Raw genomic sequence first — 20,681 nt, 5'->3', positions numbered from 1 at the left:
GTCAGGACCAGGCCAGCCCGGTGAGATCGAGCGACTCCGTCACCGAGTTGCCCGCGATGCCGGTGAGCCCGGAGTCGGCGATCACGATGTTGGGGAAGAGGAAGAGCGGCACCGCGGGCACGTCGGCCGCGACATCGGCGACCACGTCCTGCATCCCGGCGACCCACTCGTCCTGCGAGGCGGCGTCGGCGGCGTCGGCCGCGGTCCGGACCTCGGCGTTGTCGTAGCCCAGGTAGTAGTCCGGGTCGCCGAAGTTGGCGAGGAAGTCACGCGGCTCGACGGCCAGGATGACGGACATCTCGTAGTCGTGGCGGGTGAAGACCTTGTCGAGCCAGACGGCGGGGAACTCGTCGGAGGCGATCGTGGCGTCGATCCCGACGTCGGCGAGCTGCGAGACGACGACCTCGGAGACAGCGGTGGCGTAGGGGCGGGTCGGGACGTCGAAGGTGATCGAGAGGTCCTCGGCGCCGGCCTCCGCGAGCAGCTCGCGGGCCTTCTCCGGGTCGTAGGCGTACTCGCCGGTCAGGTCCTCGTAGTACGGATCCGTCGGCGGGACCATCGCGCCGATGAGCTCGCCGTAGCCTGCCCACGCGGTGTCGATGATCGCCTGGCGGTCGAGGGCGTAGGCGACGGCCTGGCGGACCTTCAGATCATCGAACGGCGCCTTCGCGTTGTTCATCGAGAGCATGATCTCGCCGTTGGAGGTGCCCTGGATCACCTGGAAGTCGTCGTTCGTCTCGAACTGCGCGACCAGGTCGGGGGCCTGCATGTTGTAGAGCATGTCGACGTCGCCGGCGCGCAGGGCGTTGGTCGAAGCGACGGCGTCGGCGAAGTAGCGCAGCGTCACGTCGGTGACCGCGGGCGCCTCGCCCCAGTAGCCGTCGCGGGCGGCGAGCTCGATGCGGTCGCCGGTGATGCGCTCGGTCACCGTGTAGGGGCCGGTGCCGACCGGCGTGTTAGCGAGATCCGCGACTCCGCTCTCGTCGAACATCAGACCGACGCTGCCTCCCATGTCGAAGAGCCAGGAGTTGCTCGGGCGGCTGAGGACGACCTTCGCCTCGGTCGGCGAGACGACGTCGACGCGGTCGAGCACGGCCATCTTCGCCTGGTTGATCGCCCAGTCCGTCTTCACCCGTTCGAGCGAGAACTTGACGTCATCGGCGGTGAACTCGGCGCCGTTCGAGAACGTGACGCCCTCGTTCAGCACGAAGTCGTACTCCAGGCCGTCCTCGCTGACCGTCCAGGAGGAGGCGAGCTTCGGCTCGAGCTGCCCGTCCTGGCCGACGGCGACGAGGCCCTCGTAGACGTTGTTCATCAGCGCCTGCGGGATGGCCGCCCCCGCGGTGGTCGTGAAGTCGAGGTTGGCCGGCTCGCCGGTGAGGCCGATGATCGCGGTCGGAGCGTGCGCCTCTCCGTCGGATCCGGAGGACGAGGCCCCGGCTCCGGCGCTGCACGCGGAGAGCACGAAGGCGGAGGCGAGAGCGGTCGCGGCGAGCGCGAGGCGGCGGGTTCTGGTGATCACGGGTGCGGCTCCGGGGGTCTGGCGGTGCGTGAGTCGGGAGGGGTGGTCGTCGATCCGAGCTACTGGTCTGACCAGTAGAAGGAACGCTAGGATGGCGTCGCGATACGGGTCAAGCGAGGAAACAAAGATGTAACACCCCTCGATCCGGTCGGCGGAGGGAGAGCAGTGGCGTTCAGTCCCGTTCAGAAGGTCAGCGCGTACGAGTCGATCGTCGAGCAGATCGAGCGCGCCGTCGAAGCCGGCGACCTCAAGCCCGGCGACCGCCTGCCCGGCGAGCGCCAGCTGATGGCGGACTTCTCCGTCAGCCGCGCGGTCGTGCGCGAGGCGCTGCGCGTGCTGCAGGCGACGGGCCTGCTGGAGTCGCGACCCGGCGACCCGCGCGGCCCGATGATCACGGCGTACTCCCCGCGCATGCTCGAGAAGTCGATGGCGCGGCTCGCGCACCTCGAGAGCATCAGCCGTGTCGAGCTGCTGCAGTTCCGCCTGCTGCTCGAGGGCCAGTCCTGCCTGCTCGCCGCCGAGAACCGCACGGCCGACGATCTCGCGGCGATCGAGGAGCACCTCGCCGGTCTGCACGAGGTCGCCCGCGGCGAGGCCGACGGCTTCGGCGAGCGCGTCAACCGCTTCCACGCCGCGATCCGCCGCGCCTCGGGCAACCAGCTGATCGAGGTCTGCGGAAACGTCGTCGGCGGCGTGATGGCGCATCTCGCCGACGGCCGGCTCACCACCGAGACCGACCGCCTCGCGCGGATGCGCCGCAGCGCCGCCGACGCCGAGACGCTCGTCGATGCCCTTCGCCGCCGCTCGGCGCGCGAGGCGGCCGACGTCTCGCGCCGGAACATCTACCGCTACTACGCCGACGACCTCTCCCCCGCCGAGACGGCCGCGCTCGCGAGCTCGCTGCCCGACGCCGTCGATGCGGCGGTCTGACCGGCAGCCGAGTCGCGCAGGTCAACCCCGGAGCCGCACGGCCCTGCGAGTGACAGGCTGGGCGCCGTGCCTCCCTGGTCCCTCGCGCTGCTCAGCGGCGCCATCGGCGGGGCGACCCTCCTGATCGGAGCGGCGCTCGCCTGGTTCGTCCGCGTCCCGCCCAAGCTGACCGCGGCGATCTCGGCGTTCGGCGCGGGCGTCCTCATCTCGGCGCTCGCCTACGAGCTGGTGCAGGAGGCGGCCGACGACGGCGGATTGCTGCCGACGATCCTCGGCACGCTCGCCGGTGCCGTGGTCTTCGTCGGGGCGGACGCGCTGCTCACCCGCGCCGGCGCAGGGAACCGCAAGAGCGCGAAGGGCTCCGGCTCCGCGGGCGGCGGCACCGCCATCGCCGCGGGCGCGCTGATCGACGGGATCCCGGAGTCGATCGTGCTCGGCCTCTCGGTGGCGCAGGGCGGCGCGGGAGCGGCCATCAGCGTGCCGATCGTGGCCGCCGTGGCGATCTCGAACCTGCCGGAGGGGCTCTCCTCGACCGTCGGCATGAAGGCCGACGGACGCTCCGCCCGCTACGTCTTCACCGTCTGGGGCGGCATCGCCGCGCTCTCCGCGATCGCCGCGCTCGTCGGCTTCCTCGTCTTCGCGAGCGCACCGGGAGCGGTCGTGGCGTTCGTGACGACGGTCGCGGCCGGCGCGATCCTTGCGATGATCTCGAACACGATGATCCCGGAGGCGTTCGACCGGGACGACGTGCTGACCGGGCTGTACGCCGTCCTCGGGTTCGTGACGGCGTTCGCGCTGCACTCCGTGTCGTGAACTTCGGACGCCGCACTGCGGCGTCCCGCGGTCGGCAGAGGCGGTGGCACGTTCTGCAGAGCGTCCTGCGTGCGCCGACGGGAATCCGCTGGGACGCGGATTCCCGGATACGGCTCGTGCGTGGCCGGGTGGTTCGGCGGCGGATCGCAGCATGCTGGTCGAGTAGCCGCGCAGCGGCGTATCGGGACCCGGCGTCTGCAGGACGGTGGATCTCGATACGCCCGCTCCGCGGGCTACTCGATCAGCATGCCGAGGCCCGCCCGCGGGCGGCTCGATCAGCATGTCCCGCCGCGCGGCTGATCAGCACGACCGCAGCATGCTGGTCGAGTAGCCGCGGAGCGGCGTATCGAGACCCGGCGCGTCAGCCGCTGAAAGCCGTCAGGGCGTCGTCGAGGATCGCGAGGCCGCGGGCGACCTCGGCGGGGGTGACCACGGCGGGCGGCACGACGTGGATGCGGTTGTCGGCGGTGAAGGGCAGGAGGCCCCGGGAGAGCAGGTCGGCCTTGAGGCGGCCGACGGCGGCGACGGGCAGCGGCTCGCGGGTGCCGCGGTCGGTCACCAGCTCGAGCGCCCAGAAGACGCCGGAGCCGCGGACCTCGCCGATCAGGTCGTGCTTCGCCTCGAGGGCGGCCAGGCCGGGGGCGAGGTGCTCGGAGCCGATGGTCTTCGCGTTGTCGACGATGCCCTCCTCCGCCATGGCCTCGAGGGTCGCGACGACGCTCGCCGCGGCGAGCGGGTGGCCGGAGTAGGTCAGCCCGCCGGGGAAGACGCGCTCGTCGAAGTGGTGCGCGATCGGGTCGTCGATGACGACGCCGCCGATCGGCACGTAGCCCGAGTTGACGCCCTTGGCGAAGGTGATCAGGTCGGGCCGGACGTCGAAGGCGTCGAAGGCGAACCACTCGCCGGTGCGGCCGAAGCCGGCCATCACCTCGTCGAGGATCAGCAGGATGCCGTAGCGGTCGGCGAGCGCCCGCACGCCGGCGAGGTAGCCGGGCGGCGGCGTCAGGATGCCCGCGGTGCCGGGGATCGTCTCGAGCAGCAGCGCCGCGATCGACTCCGGACCCTCGGCCTGCACGACGCGCTCGAGGTGGTGCAGCGCCCGCTCGCACTCCTGCTCGGGCGTCTCGGCCCAGAACTCGGAGCGGTAGAGGTAGGGGCCGAAGGCGTGCACGTGCCCGCGGGCGTACTCGTTGGGGATGCGGCGCCAGTCTCCGGTCGAGACGATCGCGGCACCGGTGTTGCCGTGGTACGAGCGGTAGAAGGAGACGATCTTGTCGCGACCGGTGTAGAGCCGCGCCATCCGGATCGCGTTCTCATTGGCGTCCGCACCGCCGTTGGTGAAGAAGACCTTCTCGAAGCCCTCGGGCGCGCGCTCGGTGATCAGGCGCGCCGCCTCGGCCCGGGTCTCGTTCGCGAAGGCCGGGCCGACGGTGGTGAGCACGGCGGCCTGCGCCTGGATCGCGGCGACGACCTTGGGGTGCTGGTAGCCGATGTTGACGTTCACGAGCTGGCTGGAGAAGTCGAGGTAGCGGGTGCCGTCGACGTCCCAGACCTCGGCGCCGAGGCCGCCGGCGATCGGCAGCGGATTCAGCGCGCCCTGCGCGGACCAGGAGTGGAAGACCCGCGAGCGGTCGGCGGCGGTGACGGAGGCGTTGGTGCTGCCGGTGGGAGTCGTGTCCGAGGAGGTCGTGTCCGAGAGCGTCATGCCTCCATCGTGCCGCGCGGGGGGCCGTCGCAGGCGGCCCGCTTTGTCGAAGCCGCAGCCCTACGATGGACAGAACGTCGAATCCGATCCCGAGTGGAGCCGCCCGTGCCCGCGACCGTCCGCGATCTGCTCGCCGAGCCGGCCTTCCGCCTCCACGTCCTCGCGGGCGTGCACGACGAGGCGGCGCTCGACGCTCCGCTGGTCTGGGCGCACTCCTCCGACCTCGTCGATCCGACGCCGTGGCTCGAATCGGGGCAGCTGCTGCTCACCGACGGCGTGCACTTCGAGCAGAGCCCCGAGACGCAGGGCGCCGACTTCTCGGAGGCGTACGTGGCGCGTCTCCGCGGCCGGGGCATCCGCGCCCTCGGCTTCGCGACCGGCATCGTGCACGACGAGGTGCCCGCCCCGCTCGTCGCGGCCTGCGCCCGGCAGGGGCTGCCGCTGCTCGAGGTCGCCGAGCTGACGCCGTTCATGGGGATCATCCGCTTCGTCGCGGACGTCATCTCGCGCGAGCAGCGCGAGCGACTGGAGTGGTCGCTGGAGGCGCAGCGCCGGGTCGCGCGGGCGGCGCTGCGACCGGACGGACTCGCGGCGATCCTCTCGGAGCTGGAGCGCCAGCTGGACTGCTGGGTCGCGCTCTACGACGCGGTCGGCCAGCGGGTGCACCTGCCGACCCGGCTCGACGTGCCGGAGGCGGCGGAGGGCTCGGTCGCGGCGGCCGTGCGCCAGGCGCTCGCCCGGGGCAGCCGCGCGGGGCTCCGGCTCGACGACGGCGGCGGTGTCACCCTGCAGACGCTCGGGCAGCGCGACCACCTGCGCGGGGTGCTCGCGGTCGGCACCGGCACTCCCCTGGATCCGGCCGGCAACGACCTGGTGGCGAGCGTCATCGGGCTCGCGAGCATCGCGCTCGAGCAGCGGCGCGCCCTCGACACCTCGCGGCGGCAGCTGCGCTCGGGTCTGCTCGAGCTGCTCGTCGCCGGGGCCTTCGACGTCGCGGCCCGCACCGCACGGCAGCTCTGGGGCACGCTGCCCGCCGAGCCGGTCCGCGTGAGCGTGCTGAGCGAGCCGGTGCGCGGCGACTCGCTGCTCGACGAGCTAGAGGTGTTCGCGGAGGAGAACGGGGCGCGGCTGTTCTTCGCCGAGCGCGACGGAGCCCTCGTGGTGATCACGGGTGCGGAGGATCTGGCCCTGATCGCGGGGGTGCTGGAGCGGCACGGTGCACAGGCGGGGTCCTCGGCGCCGATCGCCTGGGCCGAGCTGGACCGGGGGCTGGTGGAGGCGCGGCGCGCGGCCGACCGGGCGACGGCGGAGCATCCGCTGCTCCGCTTCGAGGACGTGTCGGCGCAGGGGATGCGCGGCCTGCTCACCGCGGCCGGCGCCGAGCCTCTCGCCCGGCGGCTGCTCGCGCCGCTGCTCACCCCCGAGGGCGGCGTGCTGCTCGAGAGCGCCCGCGTCTGGCTCCGCTGCAACGGCGCGTGGGAGCCGGCCGCTCGCGAGCTCGGCGTGCACCGGCACACGCTGCGGAACCGCGTGACAGCGGTGGAGCGGGCGCTCGGTGTGAACTTGGACGACGTCGATGCGCGCACGGAGCTGTGGCTGGCGCTGTGCTTCTCGGCGCCGGTCTCCTCCTCCGTCGTCGATCGGCCGCGGTCGGCCGAGCGAGAGGGGGACGCCCCACAGAGCGACGCACGTCCGCCCACGACGAATCGCTGACACGCGATTCGCCGGTTGCGCTCGACCTTGCGATGGTCGGTGTGCGGTGGCCCCGCGAGATGCCACTTATGAGCAGGACACGCCGTAGAAGTCGCTCATAAGTGGCATCTCGCGGCCCGGCTCAGTTCTGGGGGAAGCCCAGGTTGATGCCGCCGTGCGAGGGGTCGAGCCAGCGGCTCGTGATCGCCTTCTGCTGCGTGAAGAAGCGGACGCCCTCCGCGCCGTGGGCCTTGGTGTCGCCGAAGAGCGAGGACTTCCAGCCGCCGAAGGAGAACGTCGCCACGGGCACGGGGATCGGCACGTTGATGCCGATCATGCCGACCTCGACCTCGTTCTGGAAGCGGCGGGCCGCTCCGCCGTCGTTGGTGAAGATCGCGGTGCCGTTGCCGAAGGCGCCGTTGTTGATCAGCGCGACGCCCTCCTCGTAGGACTGCACGCGGACTATGGACAGGACCGGTCCGAAGATCTCCTCGGTGTAGGCCTTCGAGGTGATCGGCACGTCGTCCAGCAGCGTCGGACCGAGCCAGAAGCCGTTCTCGTCGCCGTCGACCTCGATGCCGCGGCCGTCGACGACGACCTTCGCCCCGTCCTCCTCCGCGATCGCGATGTAGGAGGCGACCTTGTCGCGGTGCGCCTCGGTGACCAGGGGGCCCATGTCGCAGCCACGACGACCGTCGCCGATCCGCAGGGTCGCGGCGCGCTCCTGGATCTTCGCGATCAGCTCGTCAGCGACGGGCTCGACCGCGACGACGACCGAGATCGCCATGCAGCGCTCGCCGGCCGAGCCGAAGCCCGCGTTGATCGCCGAGTCGGCGACCAGGTCGAGGTCCGCGTCCGGCAGAACCAGCATGTGGTTCTTCGCACCGCCCAGCGCCTGGACGCGCTTGCCGTGGCGGGTGCCGGTCTCGTAGACGTACTGCGCGATCGGGGTGGAGCCGACGAAGGAGATCGACTTCACGTCCGGGTGCTCGAGGAGGCCGTCGACCGCGACCTTGTCGCCGTTCAGGACGGTGAAGACGCCGTCGGGCAAACCGGCCTCCTTCCAGAGCGCACCGAGCCAGATCGCCGACGACGGGTCCTTCTCGGACGGCTTCACGACCACCGTGTTGCCGGCGGCGATGGCGATGGGGAAGAACCACATCGGCACCATCGCGGGGAAGTTGAAGGGGCTGATGATGCCGACGACGCCGAGCGGCTGCTTCACGGAGTAGACGTCGACGCCGGTGGAGACCTGCTCCGAGTACTCACCCTTGAGGTGGTGCGCGAGGCCGGTCGCGAACTCGACGACCTCCTGGCCGCGGGTGATCTCGCCCATCGCGTCGGAGAGGACCTTGCCGTGCTCGGAGGTGATGATCTCGGCGAGCTCGCCCTTCTTGGCCTCGAGCAGCTCGCGGAATTTGAACACGATCTGCTGGCGCTTCGCGAGCGAGGTGTCGCGCCAGGCGGGGAACGCGGCCTTGGCGGAGGCGACGGCTGCATCGATCTCGGCGGCGTCGGCCAGCGCGACCTCCTTGGTCGCGACGCCGAGCGCCGGGTCGTAGACCGGCGCGGTGCGACCGGACGACGAGGGCGACGCGGCCCCGTCGATCCAGTGGCCGACGGTGGACAGCGAGGTGGCGGGCGACTCGGCGATGCTCATGGGGTCGAGGGTAGGCGGGGAGCGAGCGGGGGCGGGGTGCGGATGTGTCCAGGCACCGGGAGGTCGGATGGACGGAGCGGCACGGCGGGGGGATCTCGATACGGCCGCTGCGCGGCCTACTCGATCAGCAGGGAAGGGGGCGGCGCGGCTTCCGTCGCCGGCGTGAAGCGCGCCAGGGCCGCCGTGATGTTGTCCTGGCCGCCGCGCTCGTTCGCCCAGGCGACGAGCGCCTCCGCCAGCGCGACCGGGTCGTCGGCGACGCGGGCGACGGCGTCGTGTAGCACGGCCGCGAGGTCGTCCGCGGGCGAGGCGTAGTTCCAGAGGCCGTCGGAGCAGACGAGCACCCAGCCGGGCTCGTCGAGCACTGTGGAGGCGAGGGTGGGCGACTCGTCGTGCGCGTCGGCCCCCAGCCACTTGGTGATCGCATGCGCGTCGGGCGCCGACTCGGCCTCGGCGCGGGGCACGCCCGAGGCGATCTGCTCCTGCGCCCAGGAGTCGTCGACGGTGAGCTGCCGCGCGGGGCCCGCGTCGGGGATCCAGTAGCTGCGGCTGTCGCCGACGTTGCCGGTGACCAGCAGCGCGCCGTCGAGGATCGCGGCGGTGAAGGTGCACGACGGCGGGTTGTCGCGCTTCTCGGGCACCGCGGCGTCGATCGCCCCGGAGGCGCGCGCGACCGCCATCTGCAGCAGCGCGCCCCAGCGCTCGGCGCCGTGCACCTCCCCGCCGACCTCGGACCGCAGCGCGCTCAGCGCGGCGCGGGCGGCGGCGAGCGAGGCGGTGTCGGAGTCGGGGGTCGAGGAGACGCCGTCGCAGACCACCAGAAGCGCCGTCCGCAGGCCGCCGTCCTCGCCGGCCGTCGCGCCGAGCGCCATCGCGTCCTCGTTGGCCGCGTGCCGGATCCCGCGGTCGCAGACGCCGCCGACCAGCGGGTGCGGCGCCTCCGCCCAGTGCTCGCGCTCGGTCGGCGCGCGCTGACCGCACTGCTCGCAGTAGCCGTCGTCGGCGATCACTCCCCCGCAGTGCAGGCAGGCCGTCGGGCCCTCCGAGCCGGCGGCGGGCGGGGCGGCCGCGGCGGCCGGGACGATCAGCGTCGTCCCGCAGGCCTCGCAGAAGGCGTCCCCGGTCGAGACCGGCTCGCCGCAGTTCGGGCAGGGCGTGGACAGCTCGGTGCTCACAGCGCTCTCGCCGCTCACGCCGCTCTCCCCGCTCACGGCGCTCTCCCCGCTCACGTCAGCGTCCAGCGGCGCACGGCGTTCGCCCGGTCGACGAGGCGCAGGCGCTCCTCCTTCTCGCGCGTGGCGGCCGCGAGCGAGCGGTAGGAGGTCTCGAGACCGTCGCGGAGGGCGGGCTCGGTGGCGTCGACCCCGCCGATCGTCGCGCCCTCGGCCGGGCCGTCGCGGCGGACCAGCTCGAGCGCCGACTCCAGCACCCCCGTCGTCAGCTCGAGCCGGGTGCGCGAGTCGATCGCCACCGTGTCGACACTGGCGAGCGCGGCGGAGAGCGCCGGAAGTCCGCGGCCGGAGCCGGCCAGCAGCTCGGCGCGGCGGCGGCGGGCGTCGACGTAGGAGGAGCGGGTCGGCGTCACGATGTCGAGCGCGTCGAGCGCGCCGTCGAGGTCGGCCCGGTGCTGCCGGACCCGGGCGAGGCCGAAGGCGGCGGGCGCCGTGTAGTTGGCGTCGGCGCGGGCGCAGATCACGTAGAGCGACTCCGCCACCTCGGGCTCGCCGCTCGACTCGCAGGCCGCGGCGAGCGCGAGCTTCGGCGCGAGCTCGCCCGGCACTTGGCCGTAGACGGTGTTGAACGAGGCGCGGGCGCCGATGTCGTCGTGGCGGGCGAGCTGGGCCAGCCCGCTCATCCAGACCGCGCGCCACTCCCACGGGTCCTCGGTGAGGATCTCGCCGGTCGCGCGGGCGACGTCCTCCCAGCGCTCGGCCTCGATCGCCGCGCGGGCGCGGGCGAGCCGCACCTCGACGGTGACGGTCGGCGCAAGCGCGAGCGCGCGCAGCCGCACGATCGGATCGGCGACGTTGACGCCCGCCAGCCAGGCGCGCGCCGGGTCGGACTCGTCGGTCTTCAGCCCGGGCAGCGCGTCCCAGGGCAGCGGACGGTCGACCACGTCGGCGACGGGCGCCTCGAACAGCGCCGACTCGGTCGAGTGCAGCGCGGGGTGCCCCGGCCCGCGGTCGGTCGCGACGACCTCGCGCAGCACGCCGAGCAGCTGCCCGCGCATCTCGTCGACGGTGGCGAAGCGGTCCTGCGGGTCGGGCGCGCAGGCCTTCGCGACCAGGCGGTAGAACGAGTCGTACTTCTGGAACAGCGGCGTCTCGGACACCGGCGGCAGCGAGGCGACGTAGGTGGTCTGGTTGCCGCGGAAGTCGAGGACGAGCGAGGCGATCGTCCGCCCGATCGTGTAGACGTCGGACGCGATCGACGGCCCGAGCTCGGGCACCTCGGGCGCCTGGTAGCCGACGGTGCCGTAGATCGCCGACTCCTCGTCGTCGGCGCGGCGCACGCCGCCCAGGTCGATCAGCTTGACCTGGTCGCCGACCTGGATCATGTTGTCCGGCTTGAAGTCGCAGTAGAGCAGGCCGTGGTCGTGCAGGTAGGCGAAGGCGGGCATCACCTCGAGGACGAAGGCGAGCGCCTGGTCGACGGGCAGCGGATCCGCGGAGCCGCCGTTCGCGTCGCGGCGCTCCTGCAGGATCTGCTTGAGGCTCGGACCGCCGACGTACTCCATCACGATGTAGCCGGCGCCCTCGTGCAGGACGAAGTTGTAGATCTCGACGATCAGCGGGTGCTCGACCTCGGCGAGGTACTGCCGCTCGGTGACCGCCGCCGCGTAGGCGTCCGGGTCGCCGGAGTTCAGCAGGCCCTTGAGCACGACCCAGCGGCCGGAGACGTTGCGGTCGCGGGCGAGGTAGATCCAGCCGAGCCCGCCGTAGGCGAGGCAGCCGACCACCTCGTACTGGCCGCCGACGACGTCGCCCTTCGCGAGCTGCGGCGTGAAGCTGAACGGGGTGCGGCAGTTGGGGCAGAAGCCCTCGGTGCGGCCGGGCTTGCCGTCGCGGCCGCGGCCGACCGCGGTGCCGCAGTTGGAGCAGAAGCGCTTGCGCTCGGGGAGCACCGCCTCCTTCATCAGCGCGGCCATCGGGTCGGCGGCGGGACGGGAGGGGACGGTCGTCAGCCCGGCGCCGAGCCGCGGTCCGCGCAGGCGGGTGGAGGTGGTGCCGACGCGGCGGGTGGTCTTCGAGCCGGTCTGCGCGGTGCGGGCCGAGCCGAGCGCGGCGGTCGCGAGGCGGGCGGAGGAGGTGCGGCCGCTGCGGGCGGTCGCCGCCTCCTCGGTGCTGGAGCCGACGGGGGCCTGCGCGTTCGGCGCGCCCTCGGCGAAGCCGGTGCCGAAGGCGGCGGAGGCGGTGGCCGGCGCAGGGACGGACGCGGGAGCGGGACGGCGCGCGGTCGGAGCCGACACCGCGACCGCCGGCGCCTCCGCCGGCAGCCCGCACACGTTGCAGTAGCCGTCCTCGATCACGCCGGTGCAGCCCGGGGTCGAGGTGCAGGGGTCGCCGTTCATGAGCTGGCCTTCCGAGGGAGCGAGAGAGACGGGGCGGTGGGCAGGTCGCGGGTGACCACGTCGTACTGCTCGACCAGGTGCCGGGCGAGAGCGACCGAGCACGGCACCGCCTCGAGCGCGGCGCGGACCTCGGCGTCGGCCGCGACGCCGACGGGCGACGCGGCCCGGCCGTTGGCGGCCGCGCGCTCGCGCAGGGCCCGCAGCCGGAAGCCGAGGGCGGCCCGCTCGCGCAGTGGCGAGGTGTAGGCGGCCTCGACGGCGTCGAACGCCCGGCCGACGGCGGTGAGGCGGGCGAGGTGCGCGTCGAGCTCCTCCCGGCCGGTCGGCGGCTCGCCGAGGCGCGAGACGTCGGGCACCGCGAGGCGGGGCGGATCCGCGATCTCGCGGCGGCAGCGGGCGACGAGCTCGCGCAGCGGTGCCTCGCGCAGCTCCGCGGCGGCGGCCAGCTCGCGGGCGCGCACCCGGTCGTGCTCGAGTCCGCGGCGCTCGGAGGCGGCGATGATCAGGTCGCGCTCCAGCCGGGCGGAGTCGCTCTCGAGCTGGCCGAGCGGCCCGGAGACGTCGGCGCCGCGGCCGGCCTTCTCGGCGAGGGCGTCCAGCCGCGAGCGGAGCACCGCGACGCGCTGGGCGGCGGCCTCATCGACGGTGCCGCGCGCATCGCGGGTGAGGTCGCGGCAGCGCTCGATCTCGGCGCGCACCCCGACGATCCGGCCGGCGACGTCGGTGCCGCTCGGGTCGAGCTCGAGGCGCGACTTCAGCTGGCCGATGACGGCGTCGCAGAGCCGGACGGCCTCGACCAGCGAGACGGCGGCGCTGCCGCCCGAGCCGGAGGAGTCGAGGCGCCCCCAGATCAGCTGCGACATCCGCTCGCGGGCCACGGTGTCCACGCGGCCGGAGTCCCAGACGACCTCGAGCTCGGCCAGCCGCCGGGTGACGGACTCGCGCAGCGACTGCGCGAGCACGACGTCGGCGGTGTAGCTGTCGGCCTGCGGCGAGGCGAGCGCGGCGGCGTCGAGCCGCGAGAGCTCACGGGTCGTCCGCTCCAGCCAGCGGCCGAGCTGAGCGAGGTAGTCGAAGAGCGCACGCTGCGGGATCGCCTCGCCCAGGCGCCCCGGAGCGACGGGCGTCCCCTCCGAGACGCCCGCCCCCGAGACCCCCTGCGCGCTCGTCCCGGCCGCCATCAGCGCCCGTACACCGCGGCGGGCGGGGTCGCCGTGCCGAGGTCGCCGAGCCAGCGCTGGTAGATGCTCTGCCAGCGGCCGTCCGCGCGGATGCTCTCGAGCGCCGCGTTCACGAAGCGCACGTAGTCGGTGTCGCCGGCCGGCATCCCCAGGCCGTAGGGCTCGGAGCTGAGCTGGTCGCCGATGACCTTGGCGTACGGGTCCTGCGCGACGAAGCCGGCGAGGATCGTGTCGTCGCCGGCGATCGCGTCGACGGAGCCCTCCTGGAACTGCGCGAGGCACTGGGTGTGCGTGTCGGCGGCGACCGCTTCCACGTCGGGGTAGTCGCTCTCCAGCCGGCTGAGCGTGGTGGTGCTGCGCGGCGCGCAGACCTTCGCGCCGGCCAGCTCGTCGATGCTGTCGGCCTCGTTGCTCTCGGAGACCAGCACCTTCAGCCCCGCGGCGTAGTACTCGGAGGAGAAGGCGATGCTGCTCCAGCGGTCGCAGGTCATCGTCAGCGTCCGGGCGACCAGGTCGACCTGCGGCGTTGCGGCGTCGCCGCTGAGGGCGGGCAGGCGCTGAGCCGAGGTGATCACGACGAACTCGATCGCGGTCGGGTCGCCGAAGATCGCGCGGGCGATCTCGCGGGCGATGTCGATGTCGAAGCCCTCGATCTCGCCGGTCAGCGGGTTGCGGGAGGACATCAGCAGGGTGTCGGCCGAGACGCCGACGCGGAGCTTCCCGTCGTCCCGGATCTGGGCGAGCCGGGTGCTGTCGGTGACGCCGGTGGGCGCGTAGGAGGTGACCGCCGAGGGCGAGCACTCGGCCGTGGCCGGAGCGGCGGTCGACGGCGCGGACGCCGTGGGGGTCGGCGTGGTCGCCTCGGTGATGGTGCCGAGGTCGCTCGCGCCGCTGGTGCAGCCGGAGACGGCGAGCACGGTCGTGAGCAGGAGCGCGACGGCGCCCGGGCGCAGGGTGCTGAGGCGGGTCATCGGTACTCCTCCAGTCGCTGCGCGACGCCGCGCCAGGCGAGCAGGGCGCCCGCCAGGCCGGCGGCGAGCAGGATCCAGGAGGCGATCGAGGCGGTCGCGCTCCCGTCGTCGAGCTCGGTGCGGGTCGTGGTCGTGTCGTCGACGATCGCCAGGCGCGCGTCGTTCGCGAAAGTGGTGAACGCGCCGTTGGCGGTGCCGTCCCCGGTGGCGGTGGCGAGCTTCACCGCGTCGTCCCAGTTCCCGCCGTCGTCCTGCTCGCGGATCGCCGCGTGCAGGTCCAGCCACGCGTTCAGCTCCGTCAGCAGCGCCCCGTCGACGATGCCGTCGTCGACCCCGGCCTGCAGCCGGTCCCCCGCGTCCTTCGCCGCCGCCTGGAACTCCGCCTCGAGGGCCGCTCCCGAGCCGCGCTTGATCAGTGTGAAGCTCTCCAGCGACTTCGCGTCGCTCGCCGCGGTGAGCGCCTGCGAGACCACGAGCGTCGCCTGGTACGGCTCGGCGCGCACCGCCGCCGCACGCCCCGCGATCGAGCCGAGCACGAGCGCGCCGCCGATCCCGACCAGCAGCAGCAGCCCGGTGGCGGTGGCGAGCGGGCGGTTGAGGTAGCGGTGCGTCCGCCGCGCCAGCCAGACCTGCGCAGCGATCAGCAGGAGCAGCATCGCGAGCGAGCCGATCAGCAGCAGCACGCTGAAGCGCACGGTGTCGTAGGCGGCGGCGACGCGGTCCGCCCCGCGGGTGACCAGCCCGTTGAGATCCGTGAGGATCCCCTTCTCGGCGTCGGTCAGCTGCGACGAGGCCTGATCGAGGTACGCGGAGCCGACCGGGAAGCCCTGCCGGTTGTTGGCGCGGGCCTGCTCGATCAGTCCGCTGTAGGTGGTCAGCTTGGTGGCGACCTTCGCGAGGGTCTCGGCGTCGTCGGGCTGCGTCGCGGCGAGCTGGGCGATCCGCGAGGACGCGCCGGCGAGGTTGTCCACGTAGGTCTGGCGCTGCTCCGCGGGCTCGAGACCGCCGACCAGGAAGGTGTTCGCCGCGATCGCGTTGGCGTCGACGAGCAGGTTCCGCACGTCCTGCACGCCGATCAGCTGGGCGGCCTGCTCGCGGGCCTCCTGCGCGGCGCGCGCCTGCAGCGACGCGGCCTGCTGGGCGAAGACGCCGAACAGCACGGCGGCGAGCGCCGTGAGCACCAGCAGCAGGCGGAGGGTGCGCGGAGTGGTCGAGGTCGCGCGGGCGAGGAGCGTCGGCCGCCGAGCGGCCGGCGCAGCCTGAGCGGGTGCGGGCGGAGCCGGCGGCGCGGCAGTGGCGATGCTCATGCGATCTCCTCGGTCGATGCGTCGGTCTCGGGCTCCGCTACCGGGGACTCCGCGTCCGGCAGCTCCGCGTCCGGCAGCTCCGCGTCCGGCAGCTCCGCCTCCACGACGTCCTCCGCCTCCAGGGTCCGCAGCTCGTCGAGCGTCGGCTCCTCGGTGTCGCGCAGGCGCCAGGCGTGGCGCGCGATGGCCGCGTCGAGCACGTTGCGCACCCAGCGTCCGTTGCCGAACGCCTCGGTGCGCTCCTGCGCGGCGGCGACGTCGGCGAAGGCGGCGACCGCCTCCTGGGTCGGGGTGAAGTCGGCGGCGGCGGCGAGGCGCGCGAAGATCGCGGACAGCTCCTCGTCGCTGTAGTCCGCGAAGTCGATGGTGGTGGAGAAGCGGCTCGCGAGCCCGGGGTTGGTGTCGAGGAAGCCCTGCATCGGCCCGGAGTAGCCCGCCACGATGACGACCAGGTCGCCGCGGTGGTCCTCCATGTCCTTGACCAGGGTGGTCACCGCCTCCGCGCCGTACTGGTCGAGCGCGAGCGCGTAGGCCTCGTCGATGAAGAGCACGCCGCCGCGGGCCGAGGCGATCACCTCGGCCGCCTTCATCGAGGTCTGGCCGAGGTAGCCGGCGACCAGCTCGGAGCGGTCGACCTCGATGAGCACGCCCTTCGAGAGGATGCCGAGCGAGCGGTAGATGCGCGAGACGAGCCGCGCGACGGTGGTCTTGCCGGTGCCCGGATTGCCGGTGAAGACGAGGTGCCGGGTGAGCGTCGGCGTGGTGAGTCCCGCCGCCTGGCGCAGGGTGTCGATCCGGAGCAGCTGGGTCTGCCGCTTGATCTCGCTCTTCACCCGGTCGAGGCCGATCAGCGCGTCGAGCTCGGCGAGCAGGTCCTCGATCGCCTCGGGCGGCTCGATCGGTTCGGGCTCGGGCTCGGCGACGGGAGACGCGGGCGGCGCGGCGGCGGCCGGTCCCGGCTCGTCCTGCGGCCCGTCGTGCTCGGTCCGCCGCAGCCGAGCGAGGATCTCGTCGACCCCGGGGACTCCGGCGGGAAGATCGCGCGGAGCGGTGGGCGCCGAGGTCGAAGGAGCCGACGTCGTCGGAGCCCCCACCGCCCCCAGCTGCGCCGCCGCCGTCGCCGACGCCGCCGCGATCCCGCCGATCCCCGGCTCCCCGAGCGAACTCGCCGCGGACACGACCTCGGTCAGCGCCCGCGCGTACGCGCCGGCCTGCTCCGACCGCGCCGCGACCAGCCCGGCGAGCAGATCGGTCGGCGAGCTGCGCCAGCGCCGGGCGCTCGACGCCGCGGTGAAGAACGCCTCGAGTCCGCCGGTGGTCCCGGTCTCGGCGAGCCAGTCCTGGCCGGCCCCGGTGATCGACTCCGCGACCGCGGCCGCGAGCCGACCGCCCTCGGCGCGCACGGCGGCGCCGTCGAGCCCGGCCGCGGATCCGACCAGGACGAGCGCGTCGAGCGACGCCGCCAGCGTGCTCACGAGGCGCTCGGCGGGGTCAGCGAGCCGGGGGCGGTCGGGCTCGAGGACGCGGGCGGCGCGTCCAGCCCGCTCGACAGCGACGACTCCGTGAACTTCTCGGCGAGGAACTGCCCGTGCGCGATCAGCGCCGAGGCGTCCTGCCGCGAGACGGCGTCCGAGATCCGGTCGAGGGTGCCCCCGAGCAGGTCGAGCTGGTCGCAGAGGATCATCAGCGAGGTCTTCCCCTTGTAGACGGCGCGGCGGTCGGCGAAGTCGCGCGGCAGGCGCAGGTAGCCCTCAACAGCCTCGGGCAGGTAGCTGGTGGCCGTCGCGACGACGGTGTGGCCCTGGCGGCTCATCCCGCCGAGGCGGTCCAGGCGCGGCACCATCTCGCGCACAATCTCGTCGACCCGGCGGATGCGGGCCGCGACGATCGCCGGGACCTTGCCCGCGGTCTCCGCCGCGACCCGGTCGAGCGCCGCGAGGATGTCGTCGCTGGACGGCACGCGCGGGAGTGCGGGCGCGGTCTCCTCCGGCACCGGGTCGGTGCCGCCGAACAGGCGGGAGAGCCAGCCCATCGGCTAGCGGCCGAGATCGAGCGAGGAGGCCGCGTCGATGTCGGAGTTGCTGCGCCGGGCCCGCTCGACGTACTCGCCGGCCTTCGCGGTCTCGACCTGGAGCACGCCGACGGTCTGCGCCATGCTGTCGAGCGCCTTGATCTTGAAGTCCGAGATCGAGTCCATGGTCTGGTAGATGTTCGCGAACGCGGCCTGCAGCTGCGGGAGCCCGACCGTCGCCGACGCCGCCTGCGACTGGATGCTCGCGGACTGCTCGGCGAGCATCCGCGAGGTCGCCTCGATCATGTTCGAGGTCGTGGTGTTGAGCGCGGTGATCTGGTCGAGCACGAGCCGCTGGTTGGCGAGCGCCTGCGCGACGATGACCGCCGTGCGCAGCGCCGACACGGTCGTCGTGGTCGCGCGGTCGACGCCCTTGATCAGCTCGACGTTGTTCTTGATCACCACGTCGATCGCCAGGTAGCCCTGGATCGAGACGGCCAGCTGGGTCAGCAGGTCCTGGTGCTTCTGCCGCGCGTAGAAGAGGACGTCCTCGCGCAGCGCGCGGGCGCGGTCCGGGTCGGTCGCGTCGAGCTCGGCGATCTTCGCGGACAGCTTCACGTCGAGGCGCTCGGCGACGTAGATGTACTCGTTGAGGCGCGTCATCGTGTCCCAGAGGTTCTGCTTCTCCAGGTTGAGCGCCGCGTTGTCCTTCCGCAGCTCGTCCTGGCCGTCGTAGAGCGCCTGGATGATCGCGTTGAGGTGCGACTGCGCGCTCTCGTAGCGGCGGAAGTAGTCGGTGATCTTGTTGCCGAACGGGATGAAGCCGAGGATCTTCTTCTGGATGTTGTCCTCGGAGGGATCGAGGTCCTCGACGGTCCGGCGCAGCTCCAGCAGTGTCTTGCCGATGTTCGAGCCCTCGGAGAGCCCGCCCTCCTGCAGCGCCCGGACGGGCGTCTTCAGCAGGCGGTTCGAGGAGTCGGCCGCCGAGCGGATGTCGGCGTCGCCCATCGTGCGGATGTCGTTGGCCTTCGCCGCGAACTCGGGGCTGCGCGCCTCCGCGGACATCAGCGACGCGAGGTAGCCGTCGACCTTCGCCTCGAGGCCGGGCAGCGCCTGCTCGGGCACCTTCGGCGCGATCGACGGCGCCGAGGTGGTCGCGACGGCGGCGACGGGCTCGGGCGGCGTGAGCGAGAGGGCGTTCTGGGGCGGCTGCAGGGCCTCGGTCATCGGGGGATCCTCACCGTAACGGGCGCGCACCGTGACCGGCGCTCGGCGCCGACTGGACGAACGTGGCCCCAGCATATCGCCGGGGAGTGAGCGCTCCCTCAGACTCCCGCGGGCCGCCGCCGGAGCGTGGCGACCGCGACTCCGCCCAGCGCGATCGCGCCGCCGATCAGCGCGGCGGCCGGCGGGGTCTCGGCGAGCAGGAGCCAGGACAGCAGCACCACGACGGCCGGGACCGCGTAGGTGGTGGCCGCCGTGCGCCCGGCGCTGGAGCGGGAGAGGACGTAGCCCCAGGTGGTGAAGGCGACGGCCGTCGGGAAGACGCCGAGGTAGACGACGGCGGCGATCGAGGAGGCGGGCGCGGCCTGCAGCGAGGCGAGCAGCTCCGGGGCGAACGGCAGGCAGGCGACGGTCGCGGCCAGGCAGCCGATCCAGGTCATCGTCATCGCGTCGACGTGCCCGAGCAGGCGCTTCTGCAGCGTCGCGGCGCCGCCGTAGAGGACCGCGGCGGCGAGGCCGAGGACGACGCCGATCACGTCGAACTGCCCCGAGGAGGTCGAGAACGCGATGACCGCGACTCCGGCGAGCGCCACCGCCATGCCGCCGAGCAGGCGCCGCGGGAAGCCCTCGCCGAGCAGGAGACCCGCGAGGACCGCGGTGATCATCGGCGCGATGTTGACCAGGAGCGCCGCGGTGCCGGCGTCGACGTGCCGCTCGGCCGCGTTGAGCGCGAGGTTGTAGACGCCGAACCAGGCGACGCCCCAGACGAGCACGAGCAGGAGGATCCGGCCGCGCGGCACCCGGCTGCGCTCCGGACGATCACCGCGGCGGCGCGCCGTGATCACGAGGCGCACGACCGTCAGCGCGATCGAGCCGATGACGATCCGGCCGAGGGTGAGCGCGCCGGGCTCGAAGTCGTCCGCGGCGAAGCGGATCCCGACGAAGGCCGAGGCCCAGAGCAGCACCGTCACCGCGATCGCCGACCAGAGCAGGACCGCGTCGCGGCGGCTCGGGGCGGCGGTGGTGGGGGCGGGTGCGGTGCTGGTCATGGACTCATCGTGGCGGGGCGGCGGGCGTCAGCACCAGTCCACGGTTCTACCGGATCGTGCAGTGCGGCTTCATGATCGCTAGGGTCGGCGCATGCTCGACGTCCAGCGCCTCCGCGTCCTCCGCGCCGTCGTCGCGGCCGGCTCGATCGTCGGCGCCGCGTCGTCGCTCGGCTACACGCCTTCGGCGATCAGCCAGCACCTCGCCGCGCTGCAGCGCGAGACCGGGCTGACCCTGCTCGAGCGGGTCGGGCGCGGCGTCCGGCCGACCGCCGCGGGCCGCACCCTCGCCGAGCAGGCCGACCGGGTGCTGGAGCGGCTCGGCGAGGCGGAGGCGGTCGTCGCCGACCTGCGCGCGGGCCGGGCCGGGCGGCTCTCGATGACCTACTTCGCCTCCGTCGGCAGCGCGTGGATGCCCGAGGTCGCTCGGCGGCTGATCGCCGGCTTCCCGCAGCTGGCACTCGATCTGCGCCTGGGCGAGGAGGTGGCGGAGGACCCGGCCGACCGGCCCGACGTGCAGCTGCTGGTCGCCGAGCCGGGCGGGTCGGCGGACTCCCCCGGGTTCACGGCGCACCATCTGATCGACGATCCGTACCTCGCCGTGCTGGACCGGTCGCACCCGCTCGCCGGGCGCGCTGAGATCGAGCTGGCCGAGATCGCGGGCGACCGGTGGATCGACAACGACCTGCCGACCGGCTGGTGCCGCCGGACCCTCGTCGACGCCTGCGCGGCGGCGGGGTTCACGCCGCGCTTCCACGTGCAGGCGAACGATCACGTGACGGCGGTCGCGTTCGTCGCCGCGGGGATGGGACTGACGGTGCTGCCGGCGCTGGCCGCCCAGCCCCTCCCGGCCGGGCTCGTGGCGGTGCCACTGGTGCGGCCGCGCCCGCTGCGGTCGATCCACGCGGTGGTGCGCGGGTCGGTGGCGTCGTCGGCGCCGGTGCGGGTCGCCGTCTCGGCGCTGGTGGAGCTCGCGGGAGCCGGCTCCGGGCGATGAATCGCGCCGCGGATGCCGCGGGGCGCGCCGATACTGCGCTGCACCGGCCGG

The 20,681-nt window shown here is 73.4% G+C and carries 16 protein-coding genes; 4 read left to right on the top strand and 12 right to left on the bottom strand.

Annotation, left to right across the window (positions count from 1 at the left end; translation table 11 throughout):
* Position 1: 1 nt before the first annotated feature.
* Complete coding sequence (locus EDF36_RS13545) at positions 2–1,522, bottom strand: ABC transporter substrate-binding protein (RefSeq protein ID WP_123733436.1); 1,521 nt, start codon at positions 1,520–1,522, stop codon at positions 2–4.
* Between the two features lie 165 nt (positions 1,523–1,687).
* On the opposite strand from EDF36_RS13545, the gene EDF36_RS13540 reads away from it, so the two are divergent.
* Both EDF36_RS13540 and EDF36_RS13535 read left to right on the top strand, forming a co-directional pair.
* Positions 1,688–2,452, top strand: coding sequence for a FadR/GntR family transcriptional regulator (locus EDF36_RS13540; protein ID WP_123701916.1), 765 nt, complete (start codon positions 1,688–1,690; stop codon positions 2,450–2,452).
* A gap of 66 nt (positions 2,453–2,518) precedes the next feature.
* A complete protein-coding gene (locus tag EDF36_RS13535; RefSeq protein ID WP_123733435.1) occupies positions 2,519–3,265 on the top strand; it encodes a ZIP family metal transporter in 747 nt (248 codons plus the stop codon).
* 361 nt (positions 3,266–3,626) lie between these two features.
* On the opposite strand, the gene EDF36_RS13530 is transcribed toward EDF36_RS13535, so the two are convergent.
* Positions 3,627–4,970 carry an aspartate aminotransferase family protein gene (locus EDF36_RS13530; protein WP_123733434.1) on the bottom strand — a complete coding sequence of 448 codons (1,344 nt, stop codon included), beginning with the start codon at positions 4,968–4,970 and terminating at the stop codon, positions 3,627–3,629.
* Between the two features lie 105 nt (positions 4,971–5,075).
* On the opposite strand from EDF36_RS13530, the gene EDF36_RS20945 reads away from it, so the two are divergent.
* Entirely contained in the window at positions 5,076–6,683 is a 1,608-nt protein-coding gene (locus EDF36_RS20945) for a PucR family transcriptional regulator (RefSeq protein WP_185020482.1), read from the top strand.
* Between the two features lie 121 nt (positions 6,684–6,804).
* On the opposite strand, the gene EDF36_RS13515 is transcribed toward EDF36_RS20945, so the two are convergent.
* From EDF36_RS13515 to EDF36_RS13470, 10 genes are all read right to left on the bottom strand, one after another.
* Entirely contained in the window at positions 6,805–8,322 is a 1,518-nt protein-coding gene (locus EDF36_RS13515) for a CoA-acylating methylmalonate-semialdehyde dehydrogenase (protein ID WP_123444932.1), read from the bottom strand.
* Between the two features lie 116 nt (positions 8,323–8,438).
* Positions 8,439–9,533, bottom strand: coding sequence for a PP2C family serine/threonine-protein phosphatase (locus EDF36_RS13510; RefSeq protein ID WP_221181663.1), 1,095 nt, complete (start codon positions 9,531–9,533; stop codon positions 8,439–8,441).
* Between the two features lie 14 nt (positions 9,534–9,547).
* The gene (locus EDF36_RS13505; protein ID WP_123701908.1) at positions 9,548–11,893 is read right to left on the bottom strand and encodes a serine/threonine-protein kinase; all 2,346 of its coding nucleotides are present in this window, start codon (positions 11,891–11,893) and stop codon (positions 9,548–9,550) included.
* The gene (locus EDF36_RS13500) at positions 11,890–13,074 is read right to left on the bottom strand and encodes a hypothetical protein (RefSeq protein ID WP_123733433.1); all 1,185 of its coding nucleotides are present in this window, start codon (positions 13,072–13,074) and stop codon (positions 11,890–11,892) included. Before EDF36_RS13500 ends, EDF36_RS13505 begins: the two co-directional genes overlap by 4 nt.
* Entirely contained in the window at positions 13,074–14,045 is a 972-nt protein-coding gene (locus EDF36_RS13495; protein WP_123733432.1) for a glutamate ABC transporter substrate-binding protein, read from the bottom strand. Before EDF36_RS13495 ends, EDF36_RS13500 begins: the two co-directional genes overlap by 1 nt.
* Positions 14,042–15,352 (bottom strand): hypothetical protein, encoded by a 1,311-nt coding sequence (locus tag EDF36_RS13490; protein ID WP_123733431.1) that lies wholly within the window; start codon positions 15,350–15,352, stop codon positions 14,042–14,044. Before EDF36_RS13490 ends, EDF36_RS13495 begins: the two co-directional genes overlap by 4 nt.
* Entirely contained in the window at positions 15,349–16,827 is a 1,479-nt protein-coding gene (locus tag EDF36_RS13485) for an AAA family ATPase (protein ID WP_123733430.1), read from the bottom strand. The genes EDF36_RS13490 and EDF36_RS13485 overlap by 4 nt, the downstream gene beginning before the upstream one ends.
* Positions 16,824–17,384, bottom strand: a complete 561-nt coding sequence (locus EDF36_RS13480) for a hypothetical protein (protein ID WP_260300719.1) — start codon at positions 17,382–17,384, stop codon at positions 16,824–16,826. Before EDF36_RS13480 ends, EDF36_RS13485 begins: the two co-directional genes overlap by 4 nt.
* Before the next feature lie 3 nt (positions 17,385–17,387).
* Positions 17,388–18,590, bottom strand: a complete 1,203-nt coding sequence (locus EDF36_RS13475; protein ID WP_123701898.1) for a toxic anion resistance protein — start codon at positions 18,588–18,590, stop codon at positions 17,388–17,390.
* Between the two features lie 98 nt (positions 18,591–18,688).
* Positions 18,689–19,636 (bottom strand): DMT family transporter, encoded by a 948-nt coding sequence (locus tag EDF36_RS13470; RefSeq protein WP_123733429.1) that lies wholly within the window; start codon positions 19,634–19,636, stop codon positions 18,689–18,691.
* A 91-nt stretch (positions 19,637–19,727) separates the two neighbouring features.
* Between EDF36_RS13470 and EDF36_RS13465 the strand changes: the two genes are divergently transcribed.
* Positions 19,728–20,630: a LysR family transcriptional regulator gene (locus EDF36_RS13465; protein WP_123733428.1), complete on the top strand. Its 903-nt coding sequence runs from the start codon at positions 19,728–19,730 to the stop codon at positions 20,628–20,630.
* Positions 20,631–20,681 lie beyond the last annotated feature (51 nt).

Source organism: Rathayibacter sp. PhB152 (genome assembly GCF_003751395.1).
Taxonomy (GTDB): domain Bacteria; phylum Actinomycetota; class Actinomycetes; order Actinomycetales; family Microbacteriaceae; genus Rathayibacter; species Rathayibacter festucae.
Note: the sequence above shows the minus strand (reverse complement) of the source record. Positions and strands in the feature narration are given on the sequence as shown.